This window comes from Inquilinus ginsengisoli (genome assembly GCF_031453975.1).
GTDB lineage: Bacteria > Pseudomonadota > Alphaproteobacteria > DSM-16000 > Inquilinaceae > Inquilinus > Inquilinus ginsengisoli_A.
The window spans coordinates 1-22,195 of sequence record NZ_JAVDPW010000018.1 but is presented as its reverse complement, the minus strand read 5'-3'; the positions used below and the strand labels follow the sequence as shown (position 1 = coordinate 22,195).

The following is a 22,195-nucleotide window of genomic DNA, read 5'->3' as shown; positions in this document are numbered from 1 at the left end:
CCCAGCCGGAACGGACCATCGCATCGCCGATGGAGATCTGGCCGGCCCAACATTCCATGACTGGCCGGCCATGCTAGTCGTGTTGCTGCCGCACCTGGCAGCGCAACGAGCCTGCGGCGAGGATCGACCGCAGAGCCGCCTTGGCCTCATTGCCGATTGGCTCCTCACGGTCTGCAATCCGGCACATCTGCCGGGACTCGGGCGCATCGAATCCCCAGAGCCGGACCCGCTCGCCGTCGATGCGGAGCGTGTCGCCATCGACTATCTCGACGGCGGCCAGTGCCGGCGAGGTGAACAGGAGCGCGAGCACGAGGAAGAATTGGAATCGGGTCATCTAATCGCTGAACTCGAGGGGGCGGCCGCTAATTCCACATCGCTCTGGCCTTGGCGCCGACGTCGACACGCGTTTGGGCGGCGGAGGTGCTGGAACCGGCCGTCGCGGTGGCGCTTGACCAAGCCGATCTCTCGAAGAGCCCTACGATCGCGTTCGGAATGAACCGCGTCCGCGGTGCGTGAATGTGGCGGTCACCACGCTTCATCTGGGCATGCGTATAGAATCGATGCGGCATGACTAGATGCAATTCGTCCTTCGCCCGGGTCATGGCCACGTGGAGCAGGCGCCGCTCCTCCTCGATCTCCGCCGTCGATCCCGTGCAGAGGTCCGACGGGATGCAGCCGTCGACAACGTTGATCACGTGGACGGACCGGAACTCCCGGCCCTTGGCGCTGTGGATGGTCGACAGGTTCAGGTAGTCGTCATCGAGCAGCGGCGGCCCGGCATAGTCTCCCGTCGCCTCCGGCGGGCCGAGGGTCAGGTCGGTGAGGAAGTCCGAGCGCGAGAGCGAGCCGGTCGCGATCTGCGCCAGCTGCACCAGGTCAGCCGAGCGAATCTCGGCATCCTCGTGGATCCGCTCCAAATGCGGGCCGTACCAGTGCTGGATTGCGTCGAGCTCCGCTGGCCACGGCAGGTCGCGATCGCGCAGCGCCCGCATCAGGGCCGTAAGGTCCGGCCAGGCGGCGGCCGCAGCCGCGGGCGGTTTCGCCCCGGCGAGCGCCGCGATGGGCATCAGCGCCGCAGCCATTTCGTCCAGCACCCGCCTGGAATGGGCCGGGCCGACGCCCGGCAGCAGTTGCAGCACCCGGAAGCCGGCGAGACGGTCGCGCGGGTTCTCCGCCCAGCGCAGCACGGCGAGCACGTCCTTGACGTGCGCGGAGTCGAGGAACTTGAGGCCGCCGAACTTCACATAGGGAATGGCTCGCCGCGTCAGCTCGACCTCGAGGTGGCCCGAATGGCTCGAGGTGCGGAAGAGGATCGCCTGCTGCTTCAATGGCACCCCGGCCTCGCGGTCTTCGAGCACGCGGTCGGCGACATACCGGGCCTGTTCGATCTCGTCGCGCACGGTGACCAGCCGCGGCTTCTGTTCTGATGCACGCTCCGACCACAGCTGCTTGGTGAAGCGCTCGGGGGCCAAGTCGATCACGGCGTTCGCCGCCATCAGAATCGGTTTCGTCGACCGGTAATTCCGGGCGAGGGTCAGCACCGTGGCCGGCGGCGAGAAGAGCGTCGGGAAGTCCAGAATGTTGCGGACGCATGAGGCGCGGAAGCTGTAGATCGCCTGCGCGTCGTCGCCGACCACGGTCAGACCGCGGCCGTCGGGCTTGAGTCCGGTCAGGATCGTTGCCTGAAGCCGATTGGTGTCCTGGTACTCATCGACCAAGACATAGTCGAAGCGGTCGCGGATCTCGGCCGCCAGGTCCGGATCTTCCATGGCCTGCGCCCAGTGCAGCAGCAGGTCATCGTAGTCCAGCACCATCTGGGCCTGCTTGGCCTCGACATAGCCGGCGAACAGCCGGCGCAGCTCGTTGCCCCAACTGGCGCACCACGGAAAGGTGTCCTTAAGCACCTCGGCGAGCGGCAGCTGCGCATTGACCACCCGGGAATAGATCTCGAGGCACGTGCGGGCGGTCGGGAACCGCTCCTTGGTCGACGACAGGCCGAGATCGTGGCGGATCACGCCCATCAAGTCGGCCGAGTCCTCACGGTCCAGGATAGAGAAGGATAGGTCCAGGCCGAGCTGGTCGGCATGCTCGCGCAGGAGCCTGGCGCCGATGGCATGGAAGGTGCCCGCCCAGGCAAGCGACGCGGCCGCGCCTTCGCCCAGGGCCCGTACCGCGATGCACTCCGCCCGGCGCTTCATTTCGTCGGCAGCACGACGCGAGAAGGTCAGCAGCAGGATTCGAAACGGATCGGCGCCGGCCTCGATCAGCCGCACGACTCTGTGTGCGAGGGTGGCGGTCTTGCCGGTGCCGGCGCCGGCGATGATCAGCAGCGGACCTGCCTGCTCTCCGGCGCCGATCCCATGCTCGACCGCTTCGCGCTGCTCTGAGTTCAGCGTCTCCAGGTATGACGATTCAGGGGTCGACTCGGCGGAGCTCATCCAACGAGTCAGCATCATTCCCGGTTCGTTCGCAACGTGGTGGCGAAAAATCAGCATCGCGAGAAAAGACGGCCAGAATGCCGTGGCCGCTCAGTCAATCCGTGATTCTCGGCTTCGGCTTCTGTTTCTGACTTTTTAATGGCCGGCCTGTTCGGATGATAGACACGTAGTCATTATTTGGTGCCGCGGAAATCAATACTGGATAATAAAGCTTTTCAAATTCACGATGTTCTTTCGGACGCAAAGCAGATATGAGCGGATTTCGCCCAGGCAGATGAGGAAGGTGCCTGTCGGCTATAATTTTGACTGCTCGATTCCGCTCTTCGTCATCCATATCGTCAAGAGCGGTACGAAGAAGCTTCGCAATCTTTTCCAACTCTTCGCGAACTTCGTTGTTACTCAAAGTTGAGATATCTCGCTCGACTGCTTCCAGACGAAGCAACGCTCGATTGACGCGTCCTGGAGTCTCGGTGCGCCGCTGCCTGTTCAGGACTGAACTTTGTGGGGCGGCAACATTTTCTATAAATTGTTCGTTAAACAACGAAGAAAACTCTTGAGCATCCTCAACCATCTCAGAAATGGAATTCTTAAAATCAGAATAAGACGCAATCCCTTGGTAAGCGGTAAATAATATACCTAATACTCCTATAACAGTAATTCTTGACCGCAGACTCCCCAGTTCCAATTCAATTATAATTTCCACATTTTCTGGAAATATAGAGCTGGCTATTTCGTAAGACAACTGCTCAGCCTCTTCGCCCCAACTCGCTAGATTATCGGGACTGATCGAGAAATGAATGTAAGCCTGAGCAATTCTTGACATCTGGTGCCCTCCTGTTCTGCATGTTTAGCGGGCGCTGGCAAAACGTCAACCGAGCCCGGCGCAACGGCATCAGTGGCGATAAGGCGCACCAGCGACCGCCAGACTCTGGTTCGTCTTCGGATGTCCGAGATCGGTGAGGCGGCGCTACAATGCTAGGCCTCCTAAAAACCGAACTTCCCATGCCGATACCGACTGACATCGATCTCTGGCGCTCGGCTGGCCTCATGGTCCGGCAGCATGGATCTCAGGCGCCAACGGCCGCATCCGAGCGGGCGAAGCAGTTGGAGACGACCGGTGGCCGAGAGGGCGCCGCGACCCGGCGGCTGATCCTCAGCGGTGCGAGGAATTGCTGTCCCAGGACGGCACGCGGCAATAGGGGACGACTCGACTCCCTTCACCGGATCGGCGACGATCGCGGCATTCTGGGAGGCATTTTCATGATGATTTTTCATGCAGCGAGCGATCGGCTCGCAAGGAGCGCGCTGCTCCTTATCGGCTTGGCATTCGTCGGAGCGTGTTCGGCCGGTCCGCCACCGGGCTATTACGGCACCGCCGGCGGATACGGCCCGGGGCCGGGCTACGGCAACGTAGGCAGCTACCGCACCGCCCCCAACTACAGCACCGCGGGCCGCTATGGCTCTCCAGGTGGCTATAGCGCCGTCGGCAGCTACAGCGCGGCCAGCAGTTACGGTTCCTCGGGCGGTTACAGGTCCTCCGGCCGATGTCAGTACCCCTGGCAGTATGATTCTGCAGGTAGGCGATGCGGGAACAGGGCCGCGTCGGTTCGGCCCGGTGGGTATTAAAGCGGCGGTCGCAGGCATGCCCAGATGAGGTCTGCAGGCGGCGATCCGGGTCGACGTGCTCGGATCCTCAAGCAGGGATTCCATGCCGTCACCTCGAACTGGGAGTGGACGACCCGACGCCGGCGCCTGTTGCGCCGTTGGTACCCGATTGGACCGATCCTCCTCGTGACGGCCGGCCTCGTGTTGGGCGGTTTCATGGTCAGCCCTTGGCCGCCCATCGCCACGATCAAGCATCTGCTGGCCTCCCCAAACTGCGCCGCAGCACGGGCGGTGGGGCTTGCGCCTGCCCAGGCCGGCCAGCCCGGCTTCTACGCTCGGCACGATGCTGACGACGACGGGATCGCGTGCGAGCCGTGGCCGCCACTGCGGGACTGATGCCGGGGTCGCGATCTCAGGCCGTCGCAGCCCCCGCCACGGCCAACTTGCGGGTGAGCGGAGCCTTGGCCGGGGGCGACCGCTGACAATCCGCTGTCCCCTACTATATGGATCGGAATGGCCTCCTCTGAGACCACAGCCAGCGATCGTGTCGCCGATCTCGTCCGCCTGCAGGCGGAGCGGGCCCGCGCCAACGGCCTGAAGCCGGGGGAGATGGTCGAGGGCGCCGAAGTCATTGTCATCCGGCGCAACCCCGAGACCGGGCGGAAGCGATACGACCTGCTGAAGTGGGGCCTGGTGCCCAACTTCGCGCCCGACATGTCCCGGCCGCACCTGCACGCCCGGGCCGAGACCGTCGCCGAACTCAGGCCTTTCGCTCAATCCTTCCGCCGGCGCCGCTGCATCATCTCGACCGATTTCTTTGCCCAGCGCCGGACCATCGGCCAGCCCAAGGGCAGGCTCTTCGCCATCGGGATGGCGGACGGGTCCAGCATGTTCGTCGCCGGCATCTGGGACGGTTGGAACGTCAAGGGGACGGACACCTGGATCCGCACCTTCGCCACGATCACGGTGCCGGCGAACGCGGTCGTGGCGGAGATCCACGATCGCATGCCGGCAATCCTGACCACGGACCAATTGCCCTTCTGGTTCGGCGACGTCGAGAGGCCGCTGGAGGAGGTACAGGCGATGCTCCGACCCTTCCCAGCCGATCGCATGATTCGCTGGCCAGCCAAATCACCGCGCCCACCTGCTGTCGTTGACGAGCGGGGTCCGGATCCCGAGCCGGACCTATTCGGGTCGCAGCCATAGCCTGCAGATCGCCGCTCAACATCTTGTGGTTGCCGGCACCGCCTAGACCCAATCCGTAGCATTTTATGAATCGACTCGACTCCTGGCGGGTTTGTTCTATTTTTGTTCATGTTCTCTTCTCGTTCTCATCAACGCCGCCCGAGCCGTCTGGGATGGCCACCCTGGAGGTAATCGATGAACACGCACAGCCCCGCCCCCGAAATCGAATCCCAGGAGTCCCGGGCCGCCCGGGCCGTCGCATTGGCTCCCGCGAGTCCGGCGACTCAGGCCGCCTGCGAGATCATGCGGCTCGTCAGGAGCGGGGCTCCCGCAGCGAAGGCCCTTCGGGTTCGCTTCGATGCGGCGAACGCAACGAGCGGAGATTGGTGGGGAGTGGCCTGGCGTTACGACGGCCACGACTACCGCCTGGACCTTGCCCTGCATGGACCATCCACCAGCCTGATGCTCGACATCGGCGCATCCATTCACGGTGACGGCATCGTCACGGTCGATGTCGACGGCGAGACCGTCCTGGCGCTGCTGGTCGCACTTCGGCGCGATGATCCAGACAGCCGCATCGCCGTCGTCGGCGCGTCGATATTTGAGCCCGGGCTCTGGACCGATCTCGTCATCGAGCTGCTCCAGCGGCTACAGGACGGCGCAGATCCGCGGACCGGTCAGAAGGCCGCGTGACAATGGTTGCCCGTCCGATCCTGAGCATTCTAAAGGGCCAGCCCGATTTCCGCGATGGCCAGGCCTACGCGCCCGGCCATGTCGAGGTCTTCGAGGAGGAAAGCGGCACGGTCCTAGGTCACTACGATCCGATGACCCAACCGATCTCCGAGCTGATCGAGCTGGTCCACCAGGCTGTCGAGGATCGCCGGCGCCCCGACTGGATGACCCTGCCGACCTGCCCGATCCCGCAGGACCTGCAGGAGCATGTCTATGCCATCGATCATCGAGGGTGGGCCTGGTCGGACGAGGACGAGTTTCCGGACGGGGTCCATGTCGATCAGCTGCGCGCCTATCTCGCGGCGCTCGGTCCGGATGACGACGATGAGGAGTGGCCGCGGCTGACTCTCGACGAGGCGATCGCACTACCGGAAGCGGAACTCCGGCGGCGCTACCAGCAGGTGCTGGCCGAGATCATCGAGTTTCAGACCAAGTCGAAGTTCCCACCGAACTTCCCCTGGGACGGCTCCCGACTCACCAGGGAGGAGATCCTCGAGATCGTGCAGGTCTACGCCTACTGGTTCGATCCGGACCGCGGCCACCCCCCTCCAACCCGCCAGCAGCTGCGCACCCATGAATCCCGACAGCGCGATTTCTGGGCCGCCACCGGAGCCGCCCCCCGGCTCGACAGCTGATGGGCCTGCGCCAGCGCGTGCTGCGCATATCGACCGGATCCGCGCGACCATTCGCGCTCTGGATCCGGGCAGCGATCCCGGCCTGCCGGCCTTGCCGCTCGGCGTGCCGGAGATCGACGGCCATCTCCCATGGGGTGGCCTGGCGCTGCCCGGGCTGCACGAGATCGTCGGGGCACCCGGTGACGGAGCCGCAACCGCCTTCATCACCGCCATCCTGGGGCGCCTCGGCCGGGGCCGCCCTGTGATCTGGTCCAGCATCCGCCGGCCCGGGCTCTACGGCTATGGGCTTGCGGCCTTCGGTTGGGATCCAGCGGACCTCCTGCTGGCCCGCGGTCGCCGTCCGGAGGACGTGCTGTGGCATCTCGAGGAGGCGTTGCGCAGCGGCGCAGTGGGGGCCGCGGTGGGCGATGGCATTGTGCCGGACCTGACCGCCAGCAGGCGTCTGCAGCTCGCGGCCGAAGCCGCCAGGACGCCGGTGATCATCCTGCTGCCGCCGGCGGCATCGGCGCCGCAGTCGGTGGCGCTGACCCGCTGGCGCGTCGCGTCACGGCCGAGCCCCGATGGTCGGCCGCTCTGGAATCTGGATCTGCAGCGGTGCCGCGGTGGCACCCCTGCCAGCTGGCGTGTGGGTTGGGACGATGAGGCGGTGGCTCTCAGTCTGGCTGCCGAGATGGCCGACGGATCGATGGCGGCGGCGGCAGAATGAGCCGGTATCCGGCCCGGTGGTGCTCTATGTCGAGGAGCATCAGGCGCTCAGGATCCATGCGGTCGACGCAGTTGCCGCCGCGGAAGGCCTCGGCCGCGGCCAAGCGCTGGCGGACGCCAGGGCGCTGATCCCCAACCTGATCGCCGCTCCGGCCGACCTGGACGGCGATGCCGCGGAGCTCGGCCGCCTCGTCGATTGGGCGCGGCGGTACTCGCCCCTCGTCGCCGGTGACGGAGCCGACGGCATCCTCGCGGACATCTCCGGCGCCGCCCATCTCGCCGGCGGCGAGGCCGCGCTGCTGGACGATGCGGTTCGACGGTTGATCCGCGCCCGGCTCGAGGCCCGTGGAGCGATCGCCGACACCGCGGCGCAGGCCTGGGCCTGGTCGCGCTTCGCCGGCGGCGGTGTGGTCGCCGCTCGCGCCGGCATTGACGCCTTTGCCGCCCTCCCTGTCGCCGCGCTGAGGCTGCCGCCCCATCTCCTTGGCGGCCTGCAGCAGTTGGGGCTGCGCCGCGTTGGGGACGTCTCGCCTTTGCCCCGCGCTCCCTTGGCCCGCCGCTTCGGATCCGAGCTGCTGGTGGCGATCGATGCGCTCGCCGGCCAGCAGGCGACGCCCGTGACGTTCCAGGCAGAGGCTACCGCCTGGCGCAGCCGCGCCTCGCTGGTGGAGCCCATCTTGACGGCCGAGGCGATCGAGACCGCCCTTCGGGCCCTCCTCGAGCCGCTGTGCGGCCAGCTGGCCTCCTCTGGCCGGGGCGCCCGGTCGCTGATGCTGACCGTCTGCCGGGTCGACGCTACCGCCCAGAGGGTGGCGGTCGGCACCAGCCGGCCGCTGGCCGACGCGGCTGCACTGCTGCGCCTGATCCGCGACCGGATCCCGGACATCGACCCGGGCTTCGGGATCGAGGCCATGGTGCTCGAAGCGACCGAGACCGATCGGGCGACGCTCCTGCAGGCGGATCTCGCCGACGGCCGGGACGTCGGCGCCGGCCTGGCTGACCTGGTCGACCGCATCGTGATCCGCACGGGCCCAGACAGCATTCGCCGCCTCATCCCTGCAGACCGGCACTGGCCCGAGGCCGCGGCCGTCGAGATGCCGGCGACGCTGCCGTTGCCGACGCCAGGGAGTTGGGTGGCCACCGTGCCGCGACCGGTGGTGCTGCTCGACCATCCGGAGGCGATCGGTGCCGAGACCGACGGCTCGGCGCTGCGCGCATTTTCGTGGCGCGGCCGCCGGCGCCTCCTCCATCGTGTCATTGGTCCCGAGCGGATTGAGCCGGAGTGGGGCTGGGACAGCCCGGAGCGCACCCGCGACTACTACCGGGTCGAGGACGATTCCGGCCGCCGCTACTGGATCTTCCTGACCTCCGATGGATCGAACCTCGCCTGGTACATGCATGGGCTCTTCGGATGAGCTACGCCGAGCTCCAGGTGACGACGAATTTCAGCCTTTTGCGGGGTGCGTCGCACGCTCACGAGTTGGCCCGCCAGGCGGCCGCGCTTGGTCACCACGCGATCGCCGTCACGGATCGAAACACCCTGGCCGGCGCGGTCCGGCTGCACCAGGCCGCCACGGATGCCGGACTCCGTCCTGTCATCGGCGCCCGCCTGGACCTGACCGATGCGCCCAGCCTCTTGGTCTATCCGACCGACCGGACCGCCTATGGCCGCCTGTCGCGGATGCTCACCACGGGAAAGCGCCGGACCACCAAGGGCGAATGCTCCCTGCAGCTGGCCGACGTCCTCGAAAACGCCGAGGGGCTGGTGGCGATTGCCCCGCCACCGGAGGGGCGTATCACCCGTGCCGCGGGCGAGCAGCAGCAGCAGCACCTTGGCGTGCTGCGCGCCGCCTTCGGTGACCGACTCTATCTCGGCGTCCAGAACCTGCTGCGCGGTGACGACGCCCGGCGGCTCGCCTGGGCGATCGACGCTGGCTGCCGCCTCGGGATCCCGCTGGTCGCCACCAACGACGTCCAAATGCACGAGCGGCGGCGCCGCGCGCTGCAGGACGTCATGACCTGCATTCGCGAGCGGACCACCCTCCGGGCAATCGGGCGAAGGCTCCACGCCAATGGGGAGAGGTTCCTCAAGGACGAGGCGGCGATGCGCGAGCTCTTCGCCTCCTGCCCGGAAGCCGTCGACCGGACGGCCGAGATCGTGGAGCGCTGCCGCTTTGACCTCGGCACGCTGCGCTACGAATACCCCATCGACACCATCCCAGCGGGCGTCACCGCGCAGCAGCACCTGGTGCAGCTCACCTGGGAGGGAGCCGCCCAGCTCTATCCGGACGGCGTGCCGGACAAGGTGCGCGGGATCCTCGAGCACGAACTGGCCCTGGTCGACCAGCTCGCCTATGCACCCTACTTCCTCACTGTGTACGACATCGTGTCCTACGCCCGCACCGAGGGGATCCTGTGCCAGGGCCGCGGCTCGGCCGCCAACAGCGCGGTCTGCTATGTGCTCGGCATCACCGCGGTCGACCCGGCTCGCAGCGACATGCTCTTCGAGCGGTTCATCAGCCCGGAGCGGCGGGAGCCGCCGGATATCGACGTCGATTTCGAGAACGAGAGGCGGGAGGAGGTCTACCAGTACATCTATCGCCGATACGGCCGCGAGCGGGCCGGCCTGGCGGCAACCGTCATCACCTACCGCAGCAAGAGCGCCATCCGCGACGTCGGCAAGGCGCTCGGCCTTTCCTCCGACACGATCGACCGCCTCGCCCGAACCGCACCAGGCTGGGACCAGGACCTGACCGCTGCCCGGCTACGCGATGCCGGCATCGACCCGCGGGATCGAACCGCTCGGGGCACCCTGGCGCTGGCCGGCCAGCTCTACGGCTTCCCGCGCCACCTCAGCCAGCATGTCGGCGGCTTCGTCATCACGCGCGGGCGCCTCGACGAGTCCGTGCCGATCGAGAACGCGGCGATGGACGACCGGACCTGCATCGAATGGGACAAGGACGACCTCGACGCGCTCGGCATGCTGAAGATCGACATCCTGGCGCTCGGGATGCTGACCTGCGTCCGGAAAAGCTTTGAGTTCCTTGAGGCGCAGACCGGCCGCCCTTTCCGCTGGCACGACGTGCCGCCGGAGGATCCGGCCGTCTACGACATGCTCTGCCAGGCCGACAGCGTCGGCGTCTTCCAGGTGGAATCTCGCGCCCAGATGTCGATGCTGCCGCGCCTGCAGCCGAGGACGTTCTACGACCTGGTCATCGAGGTGGCGATCGTCCGGCCCGGGCCGATCCAAGGTGACATGGTCCATCCCTATCTCCGGCGGCGCCAGAGCAAGGAGCGCGTGGAATATCCCAAGGAGGAGCTCCGCCGCGTCCTCGGCAAGACTCTCGGCGTGCCGCTGTTTCAGGAGCAGGCGATGTCGATCGCCATCATCGCCGCCGGCTTCTCGGCGGGCGAGGCCGATCAGTTGCGCCGGTCGATGTCCGCCTATCGCCGCACCGGTCGGGTCGCCGAGTACCGCGATCGCATGGTCAGCGGCATGGTCGCCCGCGGCTACGACGAGGCCTTCGCCAAGCATTGCTTCAGCCAGATCGAGGGGTTCGGCGAGTATGGCTTCCCGGAGAGCCATGCTGCCTCTTTCGCCTTGATCGTCTACATCTCCGCATGGCTGAAGCGCCACCATCCGGCGATCTTCTGCGCCGCGATCCTCAATTCCCAGCCCATGGGCTTCTACGCCCCGGCGCAGCTGGTCCGGGATGCCCGAGAGCACGGCGTCGAGGTCCGCCCGGTCGACGTCAACCACAGCGATTGGGACTGTGGCCTGGAATCGAGCACTCGCGGCCTGGCCGTGCGGCTCGGCCTCCGCCAAGTCAAAGGGCTACGCGAAGTGGATGCGGCACGGATCGCTGCCGCCCGCGGTGACGGCTACCGCGAGCTTCGCGACGTCTGGCGCCGCGCCGAGGTCACCGTGGCGACGCTGGAGCGCCTGGCCGAGGCCGACGCCTGGCGCTCCATGGGCCTCGACCGTAGGAGCGCTCTATGGGCGATCCGTGGCCTCGGTGATGTGCCGCTGCCACTCTTCGAAGCGGCCGATCGCAGCCGGCGGCTCGGCGACAACCGGCCTTCCGTCGAACTCGCAGGCGAGGCGCAGGTCCTGCTGCCGGCGATGACGCTGGGCGAAGAGGTGGTGCAGGACTACCAATCGCTCAGGCTCAGCCTGAAGGCACATCCGATGTCGCTGCTCCGCCGGCACGTCACCGGCGATGGCATCGTCTCCACGGCCGAGATGCGCGCCGCCAAAGACGGCAGCTGGGTCGCCACCGCTGGCCTGGTGCTGATCCGCCAGCGACCAGGCACGTCCAGCGGGGTGATTTTTGCCACCTTGGAGGACGAGAGCGGCGTCGCCAACATCATCGTCTGGCCACAGATCTACGAGCGATATCGCCGCGCCGTCGTCGGCGGGCGCCTCCTCGAGGTCCGCGGCCGCCTGCAGAAGGAGGGTCTGGTCATCCATCTGATCGTCCGGCACGTCATCGACCGGTCCGAGCTGCTGCGCGAGCTCGGGCGATTGGACGGGCCGGACCAGGGGGAGCCGGAGCTGACGGAGCGCGAGGCCGCGAGCGTCATTCCGGCGCCGCGGGATTTCCGGTGAAACCAAGTGTGGTGAGGCTGCTTCGAACTTAGATCCGAACGTAGAGGAGACAAGTCTTGTCGTCGCCATCGTGTAGTATCGAGGCATGGGAAAGGAAAGTATCCCATATTGCTGGATGAACTGATGCCATGACGAGGGCTTGAGCATCTTCCGCCCAAATCTCACCACGGGTCGACCGATGGGAACTCGGCCGATAAGTAATTCTGGTCGGAAGTCCGCCTCCGAAACGGAAGGCGACGTATCCGTCTTTGTCGACCTCGAGACGGCTAACGGAAGCTGGATTTGCGCGATTTTGGTCCAGTTTCGATACGTAGATCTGTATATCACGTGACAAGGCACAAAGGCGCCGAAATTGCTCGTTACCCCAGATCTTATCAGTCCGCTTGTTTATCGCATCGGGAAATCTCATCCCCGGCTTAATCTGAAGCGGATACCGTGCTTCGAACAGGATAAACTCCTTCATGAGCTTGAGATCAGATCTACGGGCACCCGTAAGCGGCAGGCAAATCTCTTCCGCCATCTCGTCGAGGTTGTGTCCGTAAATTTTCTTAACATCGCGTGAAAACATTTCTTGCCGGCAATTGCGGTATAGCTTTGCGATGCCTGCCTTAAGGTACATTTCTACAGAATAGCCAAGCAGAAGGCAGGATGATCTGGGCAGTCCCAACAATTCGATCCAAGCTCTCGATCGTGGGCGATCACCAAGGCTGACGGACGCGGAGAATCGACGCTTGCGCCATAACCATGTCGCTCGCATGACTCGAGCCGAGGCCAACAACCCGTCGCCCTCCTCGATCCATGCCCTGGCTTCGGCGGCCGTTGGCATTGCTTATTCCACCAGGGTGGCGCGTCCGGCTATCAGGTCAGCAACGCAGTCGAGGCGCTGCTGCCGGCCAGGCGCTGGTACTCTGCATCATAGGGCGCCTGCAAATCGTCGCTGTCGCCCTTCGGGCCAACACGGGCGACGTGAAGTTGTCCGTCGGGCAACGGCAGTTGCATGGCAATCGGATCCGGTGTGGTCAGCCAGGCCTGCCATTTGTCGGGCCTCAGAATTACCGGCATCGCCTTATCATGGATCGGCTTCACGATGCTGTTGGGCTCGGTCGTGAGGAAGGAAAACAACTTGTGCTCCCCTTCAATCCTGTCGGCTTTAGTGCCGCGGGCGCCCGTCCAGGGGCGCCAAATTCCGGCGAAGCCGAACGCGGGCCGCGCGGCGCTCGACCCGTCCTTCATCGCGAACCAAGCCACGGGCCTCTTCTTCGTCACCGGGTCGGGGGTCGGCAGGTACTCGCTGAAGGAGGTGGCGGGCACGACGACGCGCCACTCCGGCTTCAGCCAGCCCTTCCAGAAGTTGCTCGAGAGGTTGCGGACGTTCGTGACGTAGGACGGATTCGGACCGACCGGGGGGAAGCCCCAGCGCATCATCTCGAGGCGTCGGTTGCCGTTGGCGTCGAGGCGCAGCACGGGCGCCTGGTAGTCCGGGAAAACCGAGGCCATCCCGGAAAAGTTGCCGAGGTCGATGTCGAGCGCTTCGGCCAGACGCCTCAGCTCCTCCTGGGTGGTGTTCACGGCATAGAGATTGCAGATGTGGACGGCCCCCACTTGTCAGGACTGAAGCAGACTTCTGACCTGATCGCTTGCTATCAGATGTCCGGCCTGTTTGTGCGAGACAAGCTCGCTGGCCGAGATGGTGTTCGCTACGCACGCTCCAAACACATTGGCGACATCAGTGTGCCAGTGCAATCTTCGGAATGTCGCGCGTACCGACCGACCGGTCGCTCCATCTACTCGTTCCTGCAAGTTAGGTCGGCTATCCGACGAGCAGTCTCGCTAGCCCGCGGCGCCGTGTCTCGATCAAGTCGGCATGGGCGCTTGCGTCCGGTTGTAGACGCCTCCCGACACCATCAGCCGCCACGCGATGCGGGCGAACTTGTTTGCGAGTGCGACTGCCACCAGCTTGGGCGGCTTTCGCTGCATGATACCTGCCAGCCAGGGCGATGCCTTGGTGTTGCCCTTGCGAATGTGCCTGAGGAGTGCGGTTGCGCCAACGATCAGCGTCGACCGGATAGAAGGATCGCCCGCCTTAGTAATCCCGCCGAGGCGTTGGCGGCCGCCCGTAGAGTGATCCCTGGGCGTTAACCCAAGCCAGGCTGCGAACTGGCGACCAGACTTGAAAGTGTCCGCTGGCGGAGCCTTCATGCTGAGCATTGTCGAGCCGATCGGGCCCACGCCAGGAATTGTCGCGATACGTCGGCTGAGTTCGTCGGCGCGATGCCACTTCATCAACTTGCGATCAATCTCGCCGAGCCGGGCTTCGACGGCAGCGTACTCTTTCGCCTGGAACTGGAACAGCTCGCGGGCCAGCTCGGGCAGCGTGTCATCCTCGAGCACGCGCCTGATCAGGGCGTTGACGTTTTGCCGACCGGCTGGCCCGACGATGCCAAACTCAGCGGCATAACTGCGGAAGGCGTTCGAGAGCTGCGACTTTACCCCGACAAGTCGCTCTCGCACGGTCATCAGCATACAGGCAGCCTGACGATCGCGCGACTTGACCGACACGAAGCGCATCGTCGGCCTGGTTACTGCCTCGCAAAGCGCTTCGGCGTCGGCCGCGTCGTTCTTCCCCCGTTTCACGTACGGTTTCACGTACTGGGGTGGGATCAGCCTCACCTCGTGGCCAAACGACTGCAGCAACCGCGCCCAGTGGTGAGAGCTGCCACAAGACTCGATGGCGACGAGGGTCGGAGCAAGCTTCTCGAAGTAGCGGATCATCCCAGCTCGCCGCAACTGGCGACGGACAACCACGGCCTCGTTCTCATCGACCCCGTGAGGTTGGAAAATCGACTTGGAGGTATCCATGCCGATGCGTACGGGTGTGTTCACTGGACTCTCCTCTCATAGGGCCTAACGCCGAAGCATCAAGAAACCGCTGGGATGAGAGGCCGTCCACACCAACACATCGGCGCCTCCCCTTGTTGGGGTGCATTTTGCACGGTGCGGCCGCGGCGAGGAAGGTGCGGTCGGGCTGGCCTCTTGGGTAGTGTCTCAGTTTGATTTTCCGCAACGGGTGGAAAGTGGTCCGGCCGCTTCTGGACGAACTCAGCGGGAACCGGACGTTCAGGCATTGCTGGGACTGGCCGTTAGAGGTCCGTCCGCTCGATGTCTGGGTACTAACTCTTACCGACCTCAGACGCGGCTATGCGGTCGGCTTCGGCAGCCGTGAGAACGCCACGACGGTCTGCCCGGTCGGCTTCTTCGACCGCTCAATCCGGTCTGATTCGGCCGGGATCACGTCTACACGACAAGGGCACACTCGACCCAGCCATTGACCAGCAACTTTCCTCATCCCCATACTTGAAGAGTGCGAGCGCGCGAGGAGAATGCGATGGTGGACGTCGTCAATCAGACCAACCCTAGGCACCTCGCCAAGGCAAGTCCAGGCGAGAAGGGAACGGGCATCTTCGCGATCCCGGACCCAACCAGCTCAAATTTCGGGGCCGCCCAGGTCGTCGAGGTTAGTGACATCACTTACGACGAATGCATCGCTCGCGGCGAGTTCACCCTCGGGTTCAAGTGGATTCCGCAGAGCGTTGCTCAAACCGTCGGTCCCTGTGTAGTAGCGGGCCAGCCATGCGTCAAAGATTGCGGCGATGATGCCCACTGTATTTGCGTCAAGGGGCGATGCGTGGGGCTTCCGTGAGAGTTCTACTCGGCCTCATCATCCTCTGCCTGGCTGCTGCAGGAGTAATCTATGGGGGCGTAAGCCTGTTCTTTCGCCACAGCAGCGGCTTGCTCGATTCGGCTGCGCCGACAAAACTCTCCGATATCATGCCTCAACTCCTGGCGGCGGTGGCAACCGTGACGGCGGCTCTGGTAGGTGGAGGCGTGGCCCTAATCAACTGGCTGGCACAACGTGACTTGGCGTCAGTCCAACGCAAATACCTCCATGATCTGGAGGTCAAAAAGTCTGCGCTGAGCGGCCAACTTGAGGACAAGAAGAGCGCGTTGAGCATCGAGCTCGAGCGGGAGAAAGCCCAAATCGACGTGCTGAAATCCGAAGTGTCTCGGAATCTAGCACTTTTTCAACGGGCTATCGATGTCATCGGCCGATACGCGAGTACGGTCCGGACATTGAGGCGAGGGCTCTTTGACCCTGATCGCGTCGAGGAATGCGAAACGGAGATGCGGAGCCTGCTTATCGAATTCGACCGGACGACAGATCCGTTTGACTCCATTCAAAAATTCCTCACGTTTGGGATTTACGTCAAGGAGCGGGCGGAAAGGAAGTCTACGCCGCAGGGGTTCAAGGACTTGTGGGCAGAGAAGCTACGCGGCGAGCGGGTCAGCACCACGTTCGCCCGCTTTGAGGATAATGCCCTTGTTGCGATCAGGAGGACGAGAGAAGCGTGTCTAGCGGATAACGCGCTGAGTACGTCTTAAACGTCTTGGATGGAATGGGTTCAGCTTGGGGATCGTCATGAGAACGCCGATCGAGGGCAGTCTCGCTGCGAGCGGCGCCCAGCCGCTAGTACCTCTGCGGGGTTTGACGGGTCTGACACAGAAGCAGACGCGTTGAGCGTTGCAGCGAACGGCCCCGCGCCGAAGATCTACCGTTGTGCCACGAAGTAATTCTAGGCGTCCATCAAAGGTTCTTCGCCGCTTGTGTCTTTAAGTCTGAAAGGGAAGTCGTCTAACGCCAGACTAGACATTGTATAACCCTTTGATCTAGCACCGTTCTTGATATTCGGATATGATTTATACTTTATCTTATTCCAGGTTGGTTCAAACATGCGAATCAGCATTGCCTCCAATTCATTGGTAGCTTCCGGGTCACCTTGCCTCATCCAAGGGCTGTAAAACGCCAAGCACCGCGGATCGGGCGGATAGATTTCGAAATGGTGATAGACAGGTGTCGTTCCTTCGGGAAGAAGAAACGGAAGCGCGGTATCGATAAAAATTTCTTCAACGCCAGAGATCTCAAGCGTAATGAGCCCGATCTCAAGCGCGGGATTACAATGTCCTTGTCCTTTAGCTTTCCCAAGTGTCAGAGCCGACTGCAGGGGCGTGTGCCCGGTAAGTCTATCCCAAACGGTCTGTGAAAAAGCCTGGCCAATATATTGAACTTCGTAATCAGTGAAGGCGTCCATATCCCCTGCGCCGAGGAGCGGCAGACCCCGGGTGGTGGATTCGAACAACAGCTTTTGTGGACTCCACCAGACCAGGAATTGGTCCTCCTTGAAGACACGAATTCCGGCGACGTTCCTATATGGAGGTCCGTCCTGTGGAGCATCACGATGAAACTCAACGCGAAATTCTATAGCCTCATTGACAGATAGATTAAATACTTCTCCCAGATCAAGAATGCAGTGTATTATTTTTTCAGATCCCTCGGTAATGTCAAATTGTATTTTGCCATTTCCAGGATATACGTTGTCGAACCACAGCATTGGCCTCTGGACGATGATATAGATCGTTGATCTCTGTAGGCGTTCTTGTATCACCCTCTCACTCTTGAGGTGTTCGAATTCCCACGCGGAGACAGGCGGGTAGACCGCTTTTGCATGGATGCGTGCGAACTTCACGCCTGTAGTCTTGACCATACGAAATCTCCTTGCATGGCCCTCACACGTCAGGGCGACGGCCGGAGGGCAAAGAATGGCGTGACCGGTCGCGAGGTCAACTATCTCAATGCCAGGAGCTCGCCATCCACACCGGCGTGCACAAGGTCGCGAACGAGTCGGCGTTGGTGACGAATAGCTGACGAGGCTGGAGCTCATGTCCGGCCACGAGGCCGGTCAACTGGCTCTATTGCGCTAGGCACCCGCGGTGCCAAGCTTCACCGAGCCGCCGATCGTCGTCTCGGCCCGTCGGGTGACGATCCTTTTCGCATCCATGCGGAGCGGCCCGGGCGGGGCCACACTGGTCGGTTGCCGGCTTCGCCGTCGGCATCCTCAACCGCCCAGAGAGGCCTCTATCCGCCCGGTCTCGCGCGGCGCTCGTCCCGGGTGCCGGCTTCGCCGTCGCTATACTCACCCGGGCCGGGATCCTCTTTTCAGCTCGGCCGCCGTTGGCGGCCGAGCCGAGACCCACAAGCCCGCGAATGCGGGCCGAGAAACCTGTTCCTGTTTCGGTTGGCAAGCGCGATCGGGGGGTATCCCCAAAATTTCTGGCGCTTCGCCACCAGAAATCCCGGGCGATCCCCCTCCACCCCGATCCCGCTTGCCAACCTGATACCCGCCTCGCCGGCGGCGTCCTTCGACCGCATGCGCGGACCGAAGCGCAAACGACGAGGAAAAGGGACATGAACGACACGACGATAATCCAGCGCGGAACGCGGGTTCACTGCATCCTGGCCCATGCCGGCGAAGGCGTGGTGACCGCGGTTCGGGAAGATCCCAATGCGAGAAACACCTATGTGATCGGCCTGCCCGGCTTGGAGCGGGTGCGGTCGACGGGCCAGCACCTCTATGACGTGGTGTTCCTGAATGGCCACTTCTCCCAAGGGGTGCCGGAAACCATCTTCCGCGGCGTTCAGTGGCACATCCTGGAGAGGCTGGCGGAGGAGGAGGAGATTGCCCGGCTCGTCGCCGCTCATCTGCAGCTCCGGGCCGAGGACGAAGCCGCAGCCGAGCGGCGGCGGTTCGCCTTCGAGGTCGAGCGGGATCAGCTGAAAGCCGATCCGGCGAATAAGCATTTGACCCAGGGCGACGACCAGTCGAGCGGGCTTCTGGCCGCGAAAAACATCCGGGCCGTCCTCAGGCGCGCGTTTCCGGGGGAACGGTTCTCGGTCCAAAAGCGGTCGTGGGGCACGGTGTCGATCCAGTGGGAGGACGGGCCGACCGAGGAGCAGGTGCGCGGCTTGGTCGACCGGTTCCGCAGCGGTAGCTTCGACGGAATGCAGGACCAGTATGTGTCCGAAAAGACGCCGTGGAACGCCGTGTTCGGCGGCACGAAATACCTCAATCTCACCCGGTTCCACAGCCCAGCCCTGATCACCCGTGCGATCGCGGAGGTGATGGCTCAGCTCGGCGACATCGGAGTCGGAGTGTCGACGGCCGAGGACTACGCCGCCGGCAAGCTCTGGGACATCGAGGTCCCGGGCGCTCACGGCCTCGAGAGCCTGATCCGCATGCGGGCAAGCCGCTTGGCCGGCTGAGACTCCACGGGGGAGGCGTGGCCTCTCCCGTCCCGAACCCTGGCATAGAGAGACAGCCATGAATCGCTATGAAGCAAAGCAGGAGGCCCGTCGGGCTCGTCTGAAGGCGTGGGCCGAAAGGGCCGCGACCGAGGCAACGGCCCAATTCCAGCGCGCCGACGCCATTGCGTCGATGATCCCCTTCGGCCAGCCCATCCTCATCGGGCACCACTCCGAGGGGCGGCATCGCGCAGATCTGAAGCGGATCCACAACGGCATCGGCAAGGGGGTCGAAGCCACGAAACAGGCCGAGACCCTGCAGCAGCGGGCCGCCGCCGTGGGGACTGCGGGGATTTCCTCGGACGATCCGGAGGCAGTCGCCAAGTTGAAAGCCAAGCTGGCGAAGCTGGAGGAGGACGTCGCGCGGATGAAGCGCGCGAACGCTGCCCTGCGGCGCGAGGATCACAATGCGCTCGTCGAGTTGGGGTTCACGGGAGGGCAGATCGCCAAGCTTCGGGAGCCCGATTTCGCCGGCCGTGTCGGCTTCCCGGCTTACGTGTTCACCAATGCCGGCGCCGAGGCACGCCGTCTCCGTGCGCGCATCCAGCGGTTGGAGCGCCGACAGCATGAGGAGAGCCGGACCTACGCTCTGGAGGACGGGACCAGGATCGTTTTCAACGTCGAGGCGAACCGGGTCCAGGTCCTGACGCCAGGCAAGCCGGATGAGGCGAGGCGCCGCGCGCTGAAGGGCTGCGGCTTCCGCTGGGCGCCGTCCGAGGGCGCATGGCAGCGACACCTTTCGCTCAATGCCCTTTGGGAGGCGTGCCGCCTGTTCGGCGCGCCGTTCCCGCCGCCTGTCGATCTGCTGGACCAGGCTAACCTGGAGGAGTGATCGGGAAGCAATCCCCACAGCGTCTGTCCAATTGGACATGTGCAAATGGACATGTCCAATTGGACACTAAATCAGGCCGAGCAACCGTAACGCTCTCATCACACAATAGGTGCAGCCATGACCGAGCTGGTCGAAACCGTGTTGATCCCCTTCAACAAGCTGGTGCCCTCTTCCCGCAATGTCCGTAAGACGGGTGGGCAGGATGTGGACGATCTGGCCGAGAACATCGCGGCCGAAGGGGTGTTGCAGAACCTCCTAGTCATCCCCGCCAAGAAGGGCCGGTTCGAGGTGATCGCCGGCGAACGCCGTCGACGCGCCTTCGGCAAGCTGGTCGGAACTGGCCGCAAGGCTGAGACCGACTCCTTGCCTTGCGTCGTTCGATCGGCCGAAGAAGCCGAGCGCCTGTCGCTGGCGGAGAACACCCTTCGAGAGGCCATGCATTGGCTGGACCAGTTCGAGGCCTTCAAGCTGCTGGTCGAGGCTGGGGATAGCATCGAGGATGTCGCTGCGCGCTTCGGCGTGTCCCCAACTGTTGTCACCCGTCGGATGAAGCTCGCGAACGTGTCGCCGGTCCTGCTCGAGGCGGCGCGGCAGGAAAAGGCCTCTCAGGAACAGCTCATCGCATTGTCCATCACCGACGACCACGCGCTTCAGGAGCAGGTTTGGAAGGCAGCCCGGCACGAATGGGACCGCAACCCCCAGCACCTGCGGGTGGCGATCACCAGGGGGCAGGCGCATGCGAAGCACGACCACATCGCGCGGTTTGTCGGGGTCAAGGAGTACAAGAAGGCCGGCGGCGCCATCGTGCGAGACCTGTTCGGTGATGACCAGTACCTGACCGACGCCGAGTTGTTGCAGCGCCTGGCCCGCGCGAAGCTGGACGAGGCGGTGGAGACCGTGCGCGCCGAGGGGTGGTGCTGGGTCGAACCGGTCGAGCATTTCGACTACGGGGTGATGTCGCGCTACGGGCGCATCTATCCTATCCCGGTTGCCCATTCGGCCGAGGAAGCCACCGAACTGGAGGCGCTGCGGCAGGAGGCGGAGCAGATCGAGCTTGATCACGGCGACGAGCCGCCCGACGACTTCGCCGCCCGACTCCAGGAGATCGATGCTCGCGTCGAGGCCCTGAGCGGCACGACCCGCGGCTTCAAGCCCGAGGAGATGGCAATTGCGGGTGTCTTCGTCGGGATCGACCACAACGGCGGATTGCGCCTGGAAAAGGGGTATGTCCGGCCGGAGGACAAGCGGAAGCTCGCCACCCTGCAGAACAACCCGCGTCTGGGCCCCTCGGCCGAGGATGAGGTCGACCAGGAGACGCAGGGCCTGTCCGCGAAGCTGGTCGAGGACCTGTCGGCCCACCGTTCAGCCGGCCTGCGTGCCACGCTGATGGACCGGCCCGATATTGGCCTGAGCGCCGTCGTCCATGCGCTTGCCCCTCGTGTGGTGTACGACTTCGGGGGACATGACGTGTCGGCGTGCCACATCAGCGGCACCGACTCTCATTGGGCGATGAAGGCCAGCGCCGCCGGGATGGAAAACACCAAGGCCTGGACGGTTTTCGTGGAGCGTCGGGAAGAATGGCGCAAGCGGCTGCCGGCGAACACGGCAGACCTGTGGAGCTGGATTGTCGAGCAGGACCGCGACACGCTTCTCTCCCTCCTCGCGTTCTGCGCCGCTTCGACCGTTGACGTGATCGTGAAGGCCGGCGGCGCGAAGCCCAGCGGAACCCACCGCCACGGCGACAAGCTGGCGGCCGCGCTCGGCCTCGACATGGCCGATTGGTGGACCGCGACGTCAGAGGGTTATTTCGGGCGGATCAGCAAGGCGTTGATCGTGGAGGCGGCCCGGGACGCGCGCGGCGTGGAGGACCTGGAGGTGCAGGCCCTTGGCGCTCTGAAGAAGGGCCCCGCGGCCGTCGAGGCGGAAAGGTTGGTCGCCGGCATGCGCTGGTTGCCGGCCTACCTAAGGCCGAAGGCCGCCGGCGCTGCCTGATCGCAGTTGCTGGGAGTGGCCGGCACGACCGGCCACATCCACCAGTTGCCTGGATGCGAGCAGATCACGCGGTTCGCTGGCTGCGCCACCCCCCCGGGGGGGGGGGGGGGGGGCGGGGGGGGGCGGGGGGGGGGGGGGGGGGGGGGGGGGGCCCCCCCCGCCCCCCCCCCCCCCCCCCCCCCGCGGGGGGGGGGGGGGGGGGGGGGGGCGCCGGCGGCGCCGCCAGAGGGATGCCGCCCCTGCTCCCCGCATCGACAACCCCCTCCC

19 protein-coding genes are annotated in these 22,195 nt (G+C 64.5%); 12 read left to right on the top strand and 7 right to left on the bottom strand.

What is annotated here, in order from left to right; all coding sequences use genetic code 11:
* Positions 1-73 precede the first annotated feature (73 nt).
* From E9232_RS34050 to E9232_RS34040, 3 genes are all read right to left on the bottom strand, one after another.
* On the bottom strand, positions 74-334 hold the full coding sequence (locus E9232_RS34050; RefSeq protein ID WP_309801770.1) for a thermonuclease family protein: 261 nt from the start codon (positions 332-334) through the stop codon (positions 74-76).
* Positions 335-362: 28 nt separating this feature from the next.
* Positions 363-2,456, bottom strand: a complete 2,094-nt coding sequence (locus E9232_RS34045; protein ID WP_309801768.1) for an ATP-dependent helicase — start codon at positions 2,454-2,456, stop codon at positions 363-365.
* 76 nt (positions 2,457-2,532) lie between these two features.
* Positions 2,533-3,261: a hypothetical protein gene (locus E9232_RS34040; RefSeq protein ID WP_309801767.1), complete on the bottom strand. Its 729-nt coding sequence runs from the start codon at positions 3,259-3,261 to the stop codon at positions 2,533-2,535.
* Between the two features lie 827 nt (positions 3,262-4,088).
* Between E9232_RS34040 and E9232_RS35885 the strand changes: the two genes are divergently transcribed.
* The 7 genes from E9232_RS35885 (at position 4,089) to E9232_RS34010 (ending at position 11,909) form a co-directional block, all read left to right on the top strand.
* Positions 4,089-4,439 (top strand): excalibur calcium-binding domain-containing protein, encoded by a 351-nt coding sequence (locus E9232_RS35885; RefSeq protein WP_374710708.1) that lies wholly within the window; start codon positions 4,089-4,091, stop codon positions 4,437-4,439.
* Positions 4,440-4,652: 213 nt separating this feature from the next.
* The gene (locus tag E9232_RS34035) at positions 4,653-5,249 is read left to right on the top strand and encodes an SOS response-associated peptidase family protein (RefSeq protein WP_309801766.1); all 597 of its coding nucleotides are present in this window, start codon (positions 4,653-4,655) and stop codon (positions 5,247-5,249) included.
* 174 nt (positions 5,250-5,423) lie between these two features.
* Entirely contained in the window at positions 5,424-5,921 is a 498-nt protein-coding gene (locus tag E9232_RS34030; protein WP_309801765.1) for a hypothetical protein, read from the top strand.
* A gap of 2 nt (positions 5,922-5,923) precedes the next feature.
* Positions 5,924-6,595, top strand: a complete 672-nt coding sequence (locus tag E9232_RS34025) for a hypothetical protein (protein ID WP_309801764.1) — start codon at positions 5,924-5,926, stop codon at positions 6,593-6,595.
* On the top strand, positions 6,534-7,301 hold the full coding sequence (locus tag E9232_RS34020; RefSeq protein ID WP_309801763.1) for an ImuA family protein: 768 nt from the start codon (positions 6,534-6,536) through the stop codon (positions 7,299-7,301). The genes E9232_RS34025 and E9232_RS34020 overlap by 62 nt, the downstream gene beginning before the upstream one ends.
* Before the next feature lie 16 nt (positions 7,302-7,317).
* The gene (locus tag E9232_RS34015) at positions 7,318-8,715 is read left to right on the top strand and encodes a Y-family DNA polymerase (protein WP_309801762.1); all 1,398 of its coding nucleotides are present in this window, start codon (positions 7,318-7,320) and stop codon (positions 8,713-8,715) included.
* On the top strand, positions 8,712-11,909 hold the full coding sequence (locus tag E9232_RS34010) for an error-prone DNA polymerase (protein ID WP_309801761.1): 3,198 nt from the start codon (positions 8,712-8,714) through the stop codon (positions 11,907-11,909). Before E9232_RS34015 ends, E9232_RS34010 begins: the two co-directional genes overlap by 4 nt.
* Positions 11,910-11,937: 28 nt before the next feature.
* Here the strand turns inward: E9232_RS34010 and E9232_RS34005 are convergent, their stop codons facing one another.
* The 3 genes from E9232_RS34005 to E9232_RS33995 all read right to left on the bottom strand — a co-directional run bounded on the left by E9232_RS34005 (position 11,938) and on the right by E9232_RS33995 (position 14,792).
* Positions 11,938-12,735, bottom strand: coding sequence for a hypothetical protein (locus E9232_RS34005; protein WP_309801760.1), 798 nt, complete (start codon positions 12,733-12,735; stop codon positions 11,938-11,940).
* 32 nt (positions 12,736-12,767) lie between these two features.
* Positions 12,768-13,511, bottom strand: a complete 744-nt coding sequence (locus E9232_RS34000; RefSeq protein ID WP_309801759.1) for an SOS response-associated peptidase — start codon at positions 13,509-13,511, stop codon at positions 12,768-12,770.
* 252 nt (positions 13,512-13,763) lie between these two features.
* The gene (locus E9232_RS33995) at positions 13,764-14,792 is read right to left on the bottom strand and encodes an IS110 family RNA-guided transposase (protein ID WP_309801758.1); all 1,029 of its coding nucleotides are present in this window, start codon (positions 14,790-14,792) and stop codon (positions 13,764-13,766) included.
* Positions 14,793-15,294: 502 nt separating this feature from the next.
* On the opposite strand from E9232_RS33995, the gene E9232_RS33990 reads away from it, so the two are divergent.
* The gene (locus E9232_RS33990; protein ID WP_309801757.1) at positions 15,295-15,609 is read left to right on the top strand and encodes a hypothetical protein; all 315 of its coding nucleotides are present in this window, start codon (positions 15,295-15,297) and stop codon (positions 15,607-15,609) included.
* Positions 15,606-16,349: a hypothetical protein gene (locus E9232_RS33985; protein WP_309801756.1), complete on the top strand. Its 744-nt coding sequence runs from the start codon at positions 15,606-15,608 to the stop codon at positions 16,347-16,349. Before E9232_RS33990 ends, E9232_RS33985 begins: the two co-directional genes overlap by 4 nt.
* A 191-nt stretch (positions 16,350-16,540) precedes the next feature.
* Here the strand turns inward: E9232_RS33985 and E9232_RS33980 are convergent, their stop codons facing one another.
* Complete coding sequence (locus E9232_RS33980; protein WP_309801754.1) at positions 16,541-17,509, bottom strand: hypothetical protein; 969 nt, start codon at positions 17,507-17,509, stop codon at positions 16,541-16,543.
* A 701-nt stretch (positions 17,510-18,210) separates the two neighbouring features.
* Here E9232_RS33980 and E9232_RS33975 point away from each other — a divergent pair.
* From E9232_RS33975 to E9232_RS33965, 3 genes are all read left to right on the top strand, one after another.
* On the top strand, positions 18,211-19,065 hold the full coding sequence (locus tag E9232_RS33975) for an LPD29 domain-containing protein (RefSeq protein WP_309801752.1): 855 nt from the start codon (positions 18,211-18,213) through the stop codon (positions 19,063-19,065).
* Between the two features lie 58 nt (positions 19,066-19,123).
* Positions 19,124-19,936, top strand: coding sequence for a DUF3560 domain-containing protein (locus E9232_RS33970; RefSeq protein WP_309801751.1), 813 nt, complete (start codon positions 19,124-19,126; stop codon positions 19,934-19,936).
* Between the two features lie 117 nt (positions 19,937-20,053).
* Positions 20,054-21,928 carry a ParB/RepB/Spo0J family partition protein gene (locus tag E9232_RS33965; protein ID WP_309801750.1) on the top strand — a complete coding sequence of 625 codons (1,875 nt, stop codon included), beginning with the start codon at positions 20,054-20,056 and terminating at the stop codon, positions 21,926-21,928.
* Positions 21,929-22,195 lie beyond the last annotated feature (267 nt).